Genomic DNA, 13,530 nt, shown 5'->3' with positions numbered 1-13,530 from the left:
CGGATGGGAAATGTGCTCAGCGCTCAGCGGGCACGTTCGGTCTCTCCCAGTCGCCGATCAAATCGAAGTCGACGCCGTTGACGAAGTCTCCTTCCGGCGACACCGTGACAATGCGAATGCCGGTATCGATCAGGCCCTGCGCCTGAAGTTGCGGCCGCGGAATGCGCAGACGATAGGTGCCCGGTGGAACGGCCTCGACGATGTAGAACCCGTCCGACGCAGTGGTCGCACGGGCGACGACGCTGCGCTGCGCATCCAGGAGTTCCAGCTCGATGCCGCCGGTGCCGCGCTTGTGCCGGCCGTCGACCCGGAAGACCGTGCCGTCGATCTCGCCGGTGATGATGACCGCGAAGTCGAGCGTGTGGCCCTTCCCGGGGCGTGGCACCAGACGCACGCCCTTCGGCCGGGCCGCCCACTGGGTGTCCTCCAGCGACGTGGTGTCGACCGCGACGTCGACATGCTGCCGTGTCGGCAGGCGGTACAGGTAGGCAGTGCCCTGTGCATTGGTGCGCGCCGGGTGCCTAGCACCGTCCACGAGGAAGCCGACACCCGGCAGCGGCTGATCGCCCTCGTCTTCGACGCCGTTGAGGTTGCGGTCGAGGAAGACGCGGGCCGACACACCGCCCGTGTCGGCCATCGGCAGCGCGTCGAAGCGCCAGACGCCCTCGCGCGGCTCGCGCGCCATCGCGACTAGAAGCTGCACCCCGAGGCTGGTATTGCCCCGGCTGGACCCGCCGGCCTCGACGCGCAGTCCGTAAGCGGCCAGTCCTTTCGTGAATCCGACGCTGTAGCGGGTCTCGTCCAAGTCCATGCTGCGGGCGACCGACGCGGTCAGCAGCGCGCCTTCCGCCACGCGCTGTTCGATCGCCGCCGACCCCTCGCTGATCGAACTGCCTCCAGTGAGCGCGTAGCTGATCCCGCCGCGCAGCCCGAGCGAGCCGATGCGGCTGCTGAGCTGCGTCGCGCCGGTGCTCGTGTCGATCCCGTCCTGACGTTGCCAGCGCATCTGCTGCGTCACGAAAACGCGGTGCCAGGCGCCCGAGACGCGCAGCGCGGCCTGCACATTCGGTGCACCCGAGCGAAGCTGCTCGCGCGTCGCTTCGAGCGTGACCGGCAGCCTCAGCGCGGGGTGGACCGGAACCACCCAGTCGAGCCGCGCACTGTCGCGCCACCTGATTCCGTTGGCGGCCGGCAGGTACTCCTCGCTGGCGAAACCCTTCGTCAAGCCGGCACGGCTCAAGCCGAGCCGCAGGCCGGCGAGCTGGGTTTGCAGCGCCACCTCCCCCAGCGAGCCGGACTCCGAGCGGACCACGTCGCCGGTGACGAAGAACGGTTGCCACTGCGCCCGCAGGCCCGCATTGACATAGCGTCGCTGCACGCCGTCCAGGGGCAGGCTGATTAGCCCCGCGGTCATCGACATCCGGCGTGTCAGCCCCCAGTCGAACTGCGCCATGGCGCGGTGCTCGTCACGCCGGTCCTCGTGTGCCGCCAGGCGGTAGTGGAACTGGCCGGGTGCCGGCAGCGACTGTTCGCGCAGCAAGGTCTGTCGCTCGACGCGTGTCTGGCCCTGGGGACCGTGGAACACCAGCCGAAAATCGTTCGGCCCGTAGATCAGCGGCACGTCATCGAAGGCATAGCGGCCGTCCGAACGGGACCGCTGGTAGCCGACCAGGGCCTCGTTGACGTACAGCTCGACATCCCAGCCTGGCGGAAGGTCGCCGCGCAAGGCATGCCGCCCGAAGCTGAGCGACTGCGTCAACGGTGCGTTGCTGACGCTGATCCCGTTGCCCAGCGGACTCGTGTGGGCGACGTGGGCCAGCGCCGGAATGGTGACGCTACCGAGGGCGAACGAACGCGCGCGCAGCGGCCCGAGCAGGCCGGCGTCCGGATCGTCGCGCCCCAGCGTGATGCGGAAGTTCGAGGCGATGTCCTGCGCCGTCGGCCGCTGCGTCGTTCCGGCCACGTAGGCCGTCGATTGCAATCCCAGCAAGTCGCCGGTCAGGAAGGCCGCGAAATGGCCGTTCGTGCTGGTGTCGCCGTGGCTGTGCAGCGCGTCGGCACCGAGCGTCAGGTCGACCACCGGCGTGTCCCACAGCCGGTACGGCACCTCTGTGCGCGGGTAGCCGCGCTCGATTTCGGGCTGCGCCGGTCCGGCTCGCTCGCCGCGGCGTTCTCGCTCGAGCCGGCGCTGCAGCGGCAGCGGCTCACGCGGTCGCACGTTGAGCGCCAGCGCAGAGAAGTCGACCTCGATGTCGATCGGCAACCAGCGGGCCAGCAGCTCGCTTGCCACATAGATGTCGTCGTCGCGCACCTGGACCAGATGCGGCGCGAACCAGCTCTGCCCGCCGTCGAACGTGACCACCGCGTTGGCGGCATCCAGATGGAAACTGCGTTGCTCCTCCAGCACGAAGCCGCTGGCCTGGGCACGCTCAGGATCGGTGCGGATTGCGAGGGTCAACAGCCGCGAGAGTTCGCCGAGCGGCAACAACACGTGTCGGCCGGACTGGTAAGCGCCGAGGCCGCCGCTGAGCACGTGCCGGTCGAGGCGCACCTCCAGCAGCAGAAGATCGGCCTCGCCGGCCGGCAACGGCGCCGACTGCGCCCACCCCGTATTCAGCGGCGCGGCGAGGCACAGCGCGCAAGCCTGCAGGCACGCCAGGATTCGTTTGCCTATGCGGCCCGTCAGGGCATGGCGGACGCCGTTGCGCACTCCGAACATGCGTGCTTGGCGCGGATCCGCGTTCGAGGGCCTTCAGCGCAGCGGCAGCCGCGCTTCGGCGAGCGGCTTGCCGCCGTCGTCGGGGCGCTCCTGGAAGACGACCCGCAGCGTCCCGCCAGCCCCAGCCGCCGAAGGCGGCAGCGCCATGCGCACGCGCCGCAGCGGATTCGGCACGTACACGGCCACACCGTTGACGCGAACCAGCGGCTGTTCGCTGCCGCCGGGCGGCGTCAGCGTCACCACCAGATCGCCGTAAAGCGACCGGTTGCCTTCGCGGCGCAGGTCGAAGGCAAGGACCGGCGGCCGATCCGCTGCAGCCGCCTCGACACTCAGTTCGGACAACGCGGCGGTCGCCGCGGTCTGGCCATGCCGCACGATGACGGGGATCGATGCGCCCAGCAGCGGCGTCAGCTTGATCTCCAAGCCTTCGCCGGCGCCGCTCGGCGCAGCGGCGTTTCCCGCTGCCGGAGCAGTCTCGGCGACCTCGGCGAACAGCAAGTGGGACCGGTACTCGCCCGGCTCGAGGTCGGCCGGCTTGCGCACCTGAATGCGCACGGTCTGCGAATCTCCCGGTGCGAGCACCACCTGGCGCGGCGAATAGCGCAGCATCTTGACGGCGAACTGCTCGCCGGGCAGCGGCGGAGCGGCGTCGGAGAAGTCACCGGTTTCGTTCATCCGGCGGTTGACGAGCGAGATTCGGTAGGTCAGCGTGCGGCTGCCGCTGTTCACGAGCTCCACCTGCGCAGCGCGTTGGTTCTTGTCGAACACGATGCGCGTCGGATGCAGCATCAGATCAGCGGCGGCCGCATGGAACGGCAGCAATGCCATCAACCAGCCCAGGACCGGCAGGGCGCAGCGCCACGGAATCGAGTGATCGGTCATGGGTATTTCGGGGTTATGGCGCGAGCGTATCAGTTGTAGTCGACATAGACGATGAAACTGCCGCTGTAGCTGCCGCTGGGCTGCCCGGCACCGACGTTCAGGCGTGCTCCCACCGACAGGGCCTGCTGGCCCAGCGCGCCGAGCAGCCCGGCCGATGCCGGGTTGCTGGTGAAGTCGCTGAGCGACATGCTTTGCCCGCTGCCGTTGGACAGGCTCGCCGTGCCGTTGGCCGGCAAAGTGAGCGCGTAGGTCAGGTTGGCGTCGCCCGACACATTGAAACGTGCCGCCGCGCCGGAGCCGGAGGACAGCAGAACGACGCCGCCGGTCGCGCTGCGAGCGCCGGTGGTGCCGACGAGCACCGAGCCGCCGGTACCGGCGGCGAACTTGCCGAAGACAAGCGGTTCGGTGTTGCTGATCGTGATGGGCGCTGCCGCGGCCAGCGGGACGCACACCGACAACAGCAGGGCCGGCCACCGCCAAGTCCATGATGACTGCTTCATGATCGCCTCATGCATGCGACAACGCCATGATAGTACTCAGTGCTGCGCTTTCCCACAGGGCCCGAAACGGCCCCGCCGGCGTCGACGGGGCCGCCCGATCAGTTGTACTCGACGCTGACCGAGTAGGTGCCGGAATAGCTGCCTGCAAGCTGGGCATTGGCGACCGTCAATGTGGCTCCGACGTTGACGGTTTGCGCTCCACCGCCCGACAGCGTGCCGGTTGCCGACGGGTTGCTGACGAAGGTGCCGAGGCTCATTGTCGTCAACGTGTCGGTATGCGTCACGGTAGCGGAGCCGGGCAGCGTGATCGCGTAGGTCGCGGCCGCGTCGCCGGTCACGTCGAAGGCAGCTGCGCTGCCGGCGGTCCCGGTCAGGAGGACGACGCCGCCCGACTTGGATCGCACGCTGGCGGTGCTCATCACGACCGTTCCGCCCGAGCCGGCGGAGAACTTGCCGAAGACCAGGCCCGCAGTGTTGGAGATGGCGATCGGTGCGACCACCGTGGCACTTGCATTGGAGTTAGCGCTCGCCGCCTGGGCAACGCCGGTATGGACGCTCGCACCGATAGCGAGTGCGCAAGCGGTGGCGACGCCCAGCGAGCGGGCACGGGATTGAAAGAATTGATTGATGTTCATGGGAAGTCCTATTTGCGATTGATGTTGGCACTGCAGCCATGGTGGCCCGTTGCCGCGTCTTCGCCAGCGCCTGGATCTCCCGTTCTGAATTCGGGAAGGCGTGCCCTGGCAATCCCGTTGTCATAGAGCCGATGCCCCTTAGACCGGTGACTTTGCACCCCCGCCTTTCGGTCGGGTTCGCCCTTTTCAGTGCAGAGCCTTGCTCCGCTATTAACCTCCGTGATTTGCCGTGACGTGCCGCGTGCCGTGATGTTCGGTGGGCACGTGGAAGAGCATATGTCGGCCGTTCGATCGCCGCTTGGAGAATAGGAGGTTCAACCCCCCCTTTCTCTTCGCCCAAGCTCCCCGTGCAAGGCTCACCCGACACCAACTGATTCGGTCCTTGGGGTCGACTACGACTCGTTGAGTGTCGACGGCACCTCTGAAGGCTATGCGGTCGGCCGGGTTCTGGCCCAGTCGTTGTGCGTGTGCCAAAGGCCCAGGTACACCATCGCGCTGTCCCGTTCGCACCATCGAGTTCGGGCCACGACGCCATGCTGCTTCGAGCGAAAGAAGCTGAACCGACTTCGACGGTCCTGCTTCTGCGGCGTGGGTACTTCGTCGACCACCAAGTCCTCGGTGTCGAGCAGATTCCGGCCAAGCAGCGCGCCACCGGCTTCGGCCTGCCACCACGACCTCTGCGCGTGCGCCTACATGGCAATGGTGACAAATGGCGGGGCTACCCCATCTGGCCTGAGACGGTGGCGGCGCACAGGCGGCACTCTTCGTCTCGGGCCGGCGCCAGCCACTGACGCGCTTTGGCATCTACAAGCTCGTCAGGCGACATACGAAAAATCTCGTTCGAAGCGACGTGCATTAACAGGGCAAGACGATCTCACCGCATGTGTTTCGGCAAACGATCGCGGTCCGACTACTGGAGGCCGGAGTCGAGGCCAACGTGATCCGCGGCTGGCTTTGCCATGTCGGTCTGGAGAGACCAATCATTACGCTGAGATCACCATGCGAACCAAGCAGGCGGCGCTCGCGGCATGCATGCCTCCGACGACTTCGGCGGTATCCCCGACTCGCGTCGGATGGCGCGAGACCAAGACCTGATGTGGCTGCGATCGCTCTGAGAATTTTGAGCCCGGTGGCCGGTGACTCACCATCGCCAGCGCACTGCTCAGGCCGCTTGGGCGCATGACGCGCCTGGGCACAAAACATCGACAACGCCAAGTGCGCCAGCGTCAAGGCCTACTCGCACGACCCGCTCCTGCAGCGCACCTACGCCGAATGCGTCGAGGGCAATTGCTCTGCCATTCCGCCCTCCTCCCGGCAACCTTGCCGAGGGACCGCCGAGTCACTCGCCCCCGAACGCGGACGCTTGATCCTCCGTTGCCGCAGGCACAAGGCTCAAGGCATCGTGCGACACCGTGTCATTGACACCGCTGGATTCATTGGCCGCCGGATCGGCGACTGGAGCCAGCGCGGCAGTTGCAGTCGCGGCCTCCTTTCGTGATTCGCCGCCCACCTTCTTCGCATCGAGCTCGTTCATTCGCCGGCGGATGCCTGCAGCGAGATTCCTGGCGGTCGAGGCCATCGCCAGGACCACTCGCTTGCTCTTCGACCTCTGGTGCTCGACCTGTCTTTCGGTGATGACCTCTTCGATCTCGAGGGTCTGCAGCAGCGGCATCAGCTGGTCCATCTTGTGGATCAGCTCGAAGTACCGGCGGCCGAGCGCCGAGGTGATCCCGATCTCGGCCTCCAGCGGCACCGTGTCGTAGGTCGCGGCGGTGTCGATGCCGTGCTGCTTGAACAGCAGTTCGGCACCGTCGATCGCCTGGTTCAGGTCCTTGGTCGCCGCTTCCAATCGCTCGCGAATGGCCTGCTCGATCTTCTCCACGCTCTCATGGGGAAGCTTGGTCCGGCCCAGGGTCGAGGTGAAGTACACGCTGGCCTGGAACGAATAGAAGCACCTGGCGAAGATGCGTTTTCCTTCGGCGCTCTTCAACATCGTCCTGCGCTTGAGGGAGGCGGCCTCGACGCGACGGAAGTCGGCCCGATATTCGTCCTTCGAGAGGATCCGCCGGTTGGCCTCCCCTTTGTCCATCAGCGCAAGGGCGTTGGCGGTCATTCGGTTCTCCAGTGGGTTGCACCGTCCTGACCATGCTCATCGCGCGGCGCGTCGCGATCCAACGGAAATTCCGCCTCCATAAGGGGTCGCAGCCCACCTGCGCCGCGACCGTTGACACCCGACTTGGCTCACGCTACCTTTGCGGCAAGTGCAGCAGCTGGCCCTGCACCAAATCTCTCGGCAAGCACAGGAATCGAGCGCGTTCGCGCCGCCCACTTCGGGCACATCCTCCTTGACTCCCTCCGGTCGACCTTTCGAAGCGCTCTCAGCATCGGTGCGCGCCGAAAGGTTTTCTGACTGGTAGCTGGTAGGCCAGTCCGTTCGCGGTCACGCGGCCGCGTCACAAACCAGCCCAAGAGGTCGGGCCCACCCGACAACATCGAAACCCTGCGCGGGGCAATGCCCCACCGGGGCATGGCTTTGCCCGCGCCTTCCTGAAGGAGGCTGCAATGCCCACGATCCACCAAGCAACCCGGCCCGCGCCGGACCCGCTATCGAAGGCCTTCTTCGCGGCCGACTTCGAGAGGGTCGAACAGGCGCACCGGACGGTGCAGCTGAACGACCTCCCCCCGCACACGCAGCAAGCGGTCCGCAAGTTCATCGACGGCAGCTCGGCCACAGCCGATCCCGACGATGCGATCGACTGGACCGAGGAGGACATCGTCCTGCTCCACTGGGGTCTGCTGCGCGAACTGCGGCGGCTCGCTGATCCCGAAACGCCCCTTGAAGAGAAGCTCGACACGCTGGCCTGGGCCCTGACGGACCCGGTGCTCGACGGCCGGCCGTTCTCCTTCGCGAGTTGTCTTCGCGTTGTCGGCACCAGCCCGCTCTCACCAACGCCCTACCTCGGCGCGGTGAAGGTCGAAGAGGTTCGCGAATGGCTGCGGACGAACGCACGCAAGTGGCTTCGCGCCACCCTTGCCAAGTATCCCGACTGGGTCCAGGCACTGGTGCGGCAACAGCCCGATTGGGTTGCAAAGCAGCTCTCGAAGAACCCGCAATGGATCAACGAGCAAATCAAGGCGCGCGAGGAAGCTCATCAGGCCGACCTCTTCGGTGATCCCTCAGCGCTCTTGGCGTGCTGAAGGGCAACCATGGACCAATCACCGATCAGCCCAGCACGGGCACTGACCGCGATCGTCCGGCGATGTTCCCCGTGGCATGGATCACGTCGCGTCCCCAGTGTTCCGTTGCCACGTGCTCAACTGAAGAGGAGAACTTTCATGGCCCAGACCCATGGCATCCGCGCCACCGAGTTGACGAAGCTCGCGCCGGTGCGCACCCTCACCGACCTCGACTGGCTCGTGAAGGAACGCGAGATCCTGACCGGTGAACCTGGTCGCGAGTTCGTCGTCCTCGGTGCCGATCGTCCCGCCTACCACGTGACGCTCGATACCGCCGGCTACCAGATCCAGCGAGTCGACGATGACTCGTGCGCAGCAACGCCGATGCATTCGACCGCGCCCGACCTGGTTCGCCACACCCTGGGCAACGCACTCGCGTGCGGCCTGCTCTACACCGCGGCGCTCCACCAAAGCGCCTGAATCAACTTCGAGGGGCCGCAACGCTTGCGTTCACGGCCGCTCATCCGAATCACGGAAGGCTCAACATGAGCACACTCAATCAACCCATCGGCCAGGTCAACACCCCGTTCTGGCCCGCTCGCATCCTCGTTGGCCGCTACCTGTCCGGTGGCGCCATTTCCATCGAACTGGTCAGCGAAGAAGATCCCCTGGACGCGCTGGTGTTCTCGACCAACCTGGTGCCGTCTGGCGCTCGGCTTGCTCCCGACGAGTTCAACGTCAAGAGCTGGTCCGAGAACGAGCCCTTTGTGACTCCGCTCCTCGCCACGGGGCTCTTCGAAGACACCGGTCGGCGCGTCCGATGCGGCTTTGTCGAATCGCCCATCTGGCGCGTGAAGGCTCCGGCGCACGTGCCGTCGGCGACGACGGCGCGCGCGAAGGCTCATGCAACCAAACTCGCCGTCCTCATTGCAGACGCCGAGACCGAGGCGGCACGCGGGTGCGGGCAGTCCGACGTACTCTACGAAACACGCGTTCAGGCCGCTTACGCCTCCATCCTCGATCGAGCACCAGAAGCTGAGCGCGCGGAAACAGAAGCGGCTCTCAGGAAACGTGGCTTCGATCCTGACTTCGTCCCCTACGAAGCCGGAGAAGGCGAGTGCAGCCTGACCGGCATCTACATGGACTGCTGCCCCTGCGGTCGCCACCTCTAACAATGAAGTTGATTTGCCGACTTCAGGAGCAGGAGCGTGATGAATCCAAGAACCACCGCTCCGGGTGGTTCTTTCCAGAGCGTGCCACGTGCATGTTCCGGAAAGAACGGTTTCCCTCAGGTAGCTGACAAACCTGTCGCCTTCGGCGAAAAGTAAGCCCACGAATCCGAGTGCTGCAGCCCCTGCAGCACGAAGTCACCCGAGCCAGCTGCCGTCACGGTCGCTGCCCTGGGTGGTCTGCCGCTGGGCGGATCCCTCGGCGCAATCCTGCGCCGCATCCCCCTTCCCGCCCACCCCGAGCAGTCGAGCAAGTCCGCCCCGTTCATCGCCATGCGCGATGGGCGTCGGACAAGCCTTGCCGCGTGGGTTCACCTTTCATGGAGTTCCTCATGAACCTCAACGACAAGACCTCCGTTTTCTCACCCGCACGCCCGGCCAAGCCTGACCCTCTCCTGTCCCCGATGAATTTCGAGGACGAGGAGGCGCCGGCCTGCCACCGTGTGCGCATCGAAGACAAGGCCGTCATCAACGGCCGATCTGACGTCAACCAACTGGTACCACTGAAATACACGTGGGCGTGGGACAAGTACGTCGCCGCCTGCGCGAACCACTGGATGCCGCAGGAAATCAACATGGGTCGCGACGTCGCCCTGTGGAAGGATCCGCGCGGGCTGACCGAAGACGAACGTCTTCTGGTCAAACGCAACCTCGGATTCTTCGTGACCGCGGACAGCCTGGCGGCCAACAACATCGTGCTCGGGACCTACCGGCACATCACCGCCCCCGAATGCCGGCAGTACCTGCTGCGCCAGGCCTTCGAGGAAGCGATTCACACGCACGCGTACCAGTACATCGTGGAATCGCTCGGGCTGGACGAAGCCGAGATCTTCAACGCGTATCGCGAGGTGCCGAGCATTCGGGCGAAGGACGACTTCCTGATCCCGTTCATCGAGGCATTGACCGATCCGACGTTCAAGACCGGCACGCCGGAGAACGACCGTCGGCTGCTCAAGAGCCTGGTGGTCTTCGCGTGCTTGATGGAGGGCCTCTTCTTCTACGTCGGCTTTGTGCAGATCCTCGCACTGGGCCGGCAGAACAAGATGATCGGCGCCGCCGAGCAGTACCAGTACATCCTGCGCGACGAGTCGATGCACTGCAACTTCGGCATCGACCTCGTCAACACGATCAAGCACGAGAACCCGCACCTTTGGACCGCGGCGTTTCAGTGCGAGCTTGTCGAGCTGTTCCATCGCGCCGTCGCGCTCGAGTCCCGCTACGCCGAGGACACGATGCCGCGTGGCGTGCTGGGGCTGAACGCAAGGATGTTCAAGCAGTACCTGTGCTTCATCGCCAACCGGCGGGCAGCGCAGATCGGATTGCCGCAGTTGTACGACGCGGCAGAAAACCCCTTCCCCTGGATGAGCGAAATGCTCGACCTGAAGAAGGAAGTCGCTTTCTTCGAGCGCAGGCCCTTTGAGTACCAAACGGGCGGCGCTTTGCAGTGGAACGACTGAACACAGCCTGCGAGTCCCTCCGCGGGACTCGCGCCCCCAACGTCCGCCCGGGCCTCAGAGCACCTCGGGGTGCCGCCCAAACGGATTCAGCCATGGAGTCAATCATGCAAATGAAAACTTCCGAGTTGTCCGCCTTGTCTGTCATTCGGCGCGAAGGGAATGTCGTACCGTTTGATGCGGCCAAGATCCGCACGGCAATCGCCAACGCCTTCCTCAAAGACGGCGCTGGCCTGCCGCGTCGCCATGGCGGCGCCGCTCTCTCGGCGTCCGAGCGCGCCAAGGTCGACCGCTTCACCGACGAGGTAGTCAGCGCGGTCACGCGCCGGCGCGATGCCACAGTCCCCGTGCGCATCGAAGACATCCAGGACTACGTTGAACTGGCCCTGATGCGAGCGGGCGAACACGAGGTCGCCCGCGGCTATGTGCTCTTCCGCCATCGTCGTGCCGAACTGCGCGAAACCGCGAAATCCGAAGCCAGTAGCGCCGATCGCACCGTGGTGCTGGTCGACGGCGACAATCGTCGCCGGATCGGTCGCGACGACATCGCCGAACTGGTGGCCGACAGCTGCCGGGGCATCGACGGCGCCGACGCGAACGCCATCGTGCTGCAAGCGCTGCGCGATCTGCCGGCAGAAGTCACTTCGGAACGAGTCGTCGACGAAGCCTTGCTGCTCGCTGCCAGTTCGCTCATTGAGCGCGATCCGGCCTACGATCGGGTCACCGCGCAGTTGTTCCTGCGGATGATCCGGCGCGAGGTGCTGGGCGAGGGCGTCACCGACGAGGTGATGGCCATGGTGTATGCCCACCAGTTGGCCGAGATGATCAGCGTGGGCATTGACACCGAACGGCTGGACAAGCGACTCGCCGAGTTTGATCTCAAGCGCCTGGGCGCCGCGATCCAGCCCGAGCGGGATCGCGAGTTCCGGTACATGGGGCTGCAGGTGCTGTACGACCGCTACTTCATGCAGGTGGACGAGCGTTGCATCGAACTGCCTCAATCGTTTTTCATGCGCATCGCGATGGGCATCGCCCTGAACGAAGCGGACAGGAACGGTCGCGCGATTGAGTTCTACGATACCCTGTCGACGTTCCGGTTCATGAACTCGACCCCGACGCTGTTCAACGCCGGCACCGTGGTGCCTCAGTTGTCGAGCTGCTACCTGACGACTGTCGCGGACGATCTGGATGGGATCTACGAATCCATCAAGGACAACGCGCTGCTTCAGAAGTTCGCAGGGGGCATGGGCAACGACTGGACGCGCGTACGCGCGCTCGGCTCTCGCATCAAAGGCACCAACGGAAAGAGTCAAGGCACGATCCCGTTCCTGAAAGTTGTCAACGACACCGCCGTCGCGGTCAACCAAGGCGGCAAGAGGAAAGGCGCGGTCTGCGCGTACCTGGAGACCTGGCACCTCGACATCGAGGAGTTCGTGGAGCTTCGCAAGAATGCCGGCGATGATCGCCGTCGCACCCACGACATGAACACCGCGCACTGGGTGCCTGACCTGTTCATGAAGCGTGTCATAGCCAACGGCGAGTGGACCCTGTTCTCTCCCGTAGACGTCCCCGACCTGCACGACAAGTATGGACGGGCGTTCGAGAAGGCCTACGTTGCCTATGAGGCGATGGCGGCCGACGGTCGCATCAAGCACACGAAGACCGTGCAGGCCGTTGCTCTGTGGCGCAAGATGCTCTCGATGCTCTTCGAGACCGGGCATCCGTGGATCTGCTTCAAGGACGCATGCAATGTGCGCTCCCCTCAGCAGCATGTCGGCGTGGTGCACAGTTCCAACCTGTGCACGGAGATCACCCTCAACACGTCGGACGATGAGATTGCCGTGTGCAACCTGGGCTCGGTGAACCTGGCGGCGCACATGGTCGGCGGAGCACTGGACCGCGAGTTGCTTCGGCACACGGTTCGCTCGGGCATGCGCATGCTCGACAACGTGATTGACCTGAACCACTACGCAGTGGAAAAGGCACGGCGCTCGAACATGCTTCATCGGCCGGTGGGCCTGGGCATGATGGGTCTGCAGGACGCGCTCTACGCGCTGCAGGTCTCCTTCGCAAGCGAAGAAGCCGTGCACTTCGGGTCCGCGGCGACCGAGGCACTGTGCTACTACGCCTACGAGGCGTCGAGCGACCTGGCGGCCGAGCGCGGCCGGTATGAGACCTACGATCGGTCGCTGTGGAACCTCGGCATCCTCCCACCAGACACGGTGGAGATGCTTCACACGGAGCGCGGTGGCAATGTCGATCAAGGCGGCGAAACCACGCTGGATTGGGAGTCACTGCGCAAGCGGATCTGCCTGCAGGGCATGCGCAACTCGAACTGCGTGGCCATCGCGCCGACGGCAACGATCGCGAGCATCGTGGGGATCAACGCCACCATCGAGCCCGCCTACCAGAACCTGTACGTCAAGTCGAACCTCTCGGGCGAGTTCACGGTGGTGAACGAGTCCCTGGTGCGCGACCTGAAGGCGCTGGGACTGTGGGACGAGGTGATGGTCGCCGACCTGAAGTACTTCGACGGCAGCGTACAGTCGATCGATCGCGTCCCTGCCGAGTTGAAAGCCCTGTACGCCACGGCGTTCGAGATCGATGCGAGATGGCTGATCGAAGCCGCCTCGGCACGCCAGCGCTGGATCGACCAGTCGCAAAGCGTGAATCTGTTCTTCCGCGCACCGTCCGGCGCTACGCTGGACGCGGCCTACAAGCTCGCGTGGACGAAGGGGCTGAAGACGACGTACTACCTGCGTGCGTTGGCAGCCACGTCGGCCGAGAAGTCGACGGGCCGGGTCGGATCATTGAACGCGGTCAGCGTGGGAACGCCTGCCGCATCGACCGAAGAAGCGTTCGCGACGACGGCGCGTCCGATGGCCTTGTGCGCATTGGACAACCCCGAGTGCGAATCCTGCCAATGAAAGGAGG

10 protein-coding genes, 1 pseudogene and 1 riboswitch are annotated in these 13,530 nt (G+C 65.2%); of the genes and pseudogenes, 5 read left to right on the top strand and 6 right to left on the bottom strand.

The annotated features are described in order from the left end of the window. Positions 1 to 16 precede the first annotated feature (16 nt). From ASC87_RS00580 to ASC87_RS00560, 6 genes and pseudogenes are all read right to left on the bottom strand, one after another. On the bottom strand, positions 17 to 2,719 hold the full coding sequence (locus ASC87_RS00580) for a carboxypeptidase-like regulatory domain-containing protein (RefSeq protein WP_056654999.1): 2,703 nt from the start codon (positions 2,717 to 2,719) through the stop codon (positions 17 to 19). Positions 2,720 to 2,752: 33 nt separating this feature from the next. Beyond that, positions 2,753 to 3,601, bottom strand: a complete 849-nt coding sequence (locus ASC87_RS00575) for a molecular chaperone (protein WP_056654997.1) — start codon at positions 3,599 to 3,601, stop codon at positions 2,753 to 2,755. A 29-nt stretch (positions 3,602 to 3,630) separates the two neighbouring features. After that, the gene (locus ASC87_RS00570) at positions 3,631 to 4,101 is read right to left on the bottom strand and encodes a DUF4402 domain-containing protein (protein WP_162255108.1); all 471 of its coding nucleotides are present in this window, start codon (positions 4,099 to 4,101) and stop codon (positions 3,631 to 3,633) included. Positions 4,102 to 4,199: 98 nt separating this feature from the next. Further along, entirely contained in the window at positions 4,200 to 4,736 is a 537-nt protein-coding gene (locus ASC87_RS00565) for a DUF4402 domain-containing protein (protein ID WP_082568262.1), read from the bottom strand. 104 nt (positions 4,737 to 4,840) lie between these two features. Further along, positions 4,841 to 4,928, bottom strand: a riboswitch (cyclic di-GMP riboswitch). A gap of 236 nt (positions 4,929 to 5,164) precedes the next feature. Further along, positions 5,165 to 5,407, bottom strand: a pseudogene (locus ASC87_RS33650) (hypothetical protein); the annotation flags it as partial. Positions 5,408 to 6,075: 668 nt separating this feature from the next. Next, positions 6,076 to 6,849, bottom strand: coding sequence for an AcaB family transcriptional regulator (locus ASC87_RS00560; protein WP_056654991.1), 774 nt, complete (start codon positions 6,847 to 6,849; stop codon positions 6,076 to 6,078). Positions 6,850 to 7,298: 449 nt separating this feature from the next. On the opposite strand from ASC87_RS00560, the gene ASC87_RS00555 reads away from it, so the two are divergent. The 5 genes from ASC87_RS00555 (at position 7,299) to ASC87_RS00535 (ending at position 13,523) form a co-directional block, all read left to right on the top strand. After that, complete coding sequence (locus ASC87_RS00555; protein ID WP_157603767.1) at positions 7,299 to 7,934, top strand: hypothetical protein; 636 nt, start codon at positions 7,299 to 7,301, stop codon at positions 7,932 to 7,934. 138 nt (positions 7,935 to 8,072) lie between these two features. Beyond that, positions 8,073 to 8,393, top strand: a complete 321-nt coding sequence (locus ASC87_RS00550; protein ID WP_056654989.1) for a hypothetical protein — start codon at positions 8,073 to 8,075, stop codon at positions 8,391 to 8,393. Between the two features lie 65 nt (positions 8,394 to 8,458). After that, positions 8,459 to 9,085: a hypothetical protein gene (locus ASC87_RS00545; RefSeq protein WP_056654987.1), complete on the top strand. Its 627-nt coding sequence runs from the start codon at positions 8,459 to 8,461 to the stop codon at positions 9,083 to 9,085. A gap of 377 nt (positions 9,086 to 9,462) precedes the next feature. After that, positions 9,463 to 10,599: a ribonucleotide-diphosphate reductase subunit beta gene (locus ASC87_RS00540; protein WP_056654984.1), complete on the top strand. Its 1,137-nt coding sequence runs from the start codon at positions 9,463 to 9,465 to the stop codon at positions 10,597 to 10,599. Then, on the top strand, positions 10,587 to 13,523 hold the full coding sequence (locus ASC87_RS00535; RefSeq protein ID WP_255358863.1) for a ribonucleoside-diphosphate reductase subunit alpha: 2,937 nt from the start codon (positions 10,587 to 10,589) through the stop codon (positions 13,521 to 13,523). The genes ASC87_RS00540 and ASC87_RS00535 overlap by 13 nt, the downstream gene beginning before the upstream one ends. Positions 13,524 to 13,530 lie beyond the last annotated feature (7 nt).

Origin of the sequence: Rhizobacter sp. Root1221 (assembly GCF_001425785.1) — a bacterium.
Classification (GTDB): Bacteria; Pseudomonadota; Gammaproteobacteria; order Burkholderiales; family Burkholderiaceae_C; genus Rhizobacter.
Note: the sequence above shows the minus strand (reverse complement) of the source record. Positions and strands in the feature narration are given on the sequence as shown.

What these genes read in the sequence shown, in the direction of transcription:
- ASC87_RS00570 (WP_162255108.1), bottom strand. Translation starts at nt 4,101, where the DNA reads ATGAAGCAGTCATCATGGACTTGGCGGTGGCCGGCCCTGCTGTTGTCG.
- ASC87_RS00545 (WP_056654987.1), top strand. Translation starts at nt 8,459, where the DNA reads ATGAGCACACTCAATCAACCCATCGGCCAGGTCAACACCCCGTTCTGG.
- ASC87_RS00560 (WP_056654991.1), bottom strand. Translation starts at nt 6,849, where the DNA reads ATGACCGCCAACGCCCTTGCGCTGATGGACAAAGGGGAGGCCAACCGG.
- ASC87_RS00565 (WP_082568262.1), bottom strand. Translation starts at nt 4,736, where the DNA reads ATGAACATCAATCAATTCTTTCAATCCCGTGCCCGCTCGCTGGGCGTC.
- ASC87_RS00550 (WP_056654989.1), top strand. Translation starts at nt 8,073, where the DNA reads ATGGCCCAGACCCATGGCATCCGCGCCACCGAGTTGACGAAGCTCGCG.
- ASC87_RS00540 (WP_056654984.1), top strand. Translation starts at nt 9,463, where the DNA reads ATGGAGTTCCTCATGAACCTCAACGACAAGACCTCCGTTTTCTCACCC.
- ASC87_RS00555 (WP_157603767.1), top strand. Translation starts at nt 7,299, where the DNA reads ATGCCCACGATCCACCAAGCAACCCGGCCCGCGCCGGACCCGCTATCG.
- ASC87_RS00575 (WP_056654997.1), bottom strand. Translation starts at nt 3,601, where the DNA reads ATGACCGATCACTCGATTCCGTGGCGCTGCGCCCTGCCGGTCCTGGGC.
- ASC87_RS00580 (WP_056654999.1), bottom strand. Translation starts at nt 2,719, where the DNA reads ATGTTCGGAGTGCGCAACGGCGTCCGCCATGCCCTGACGGGCCGCATA.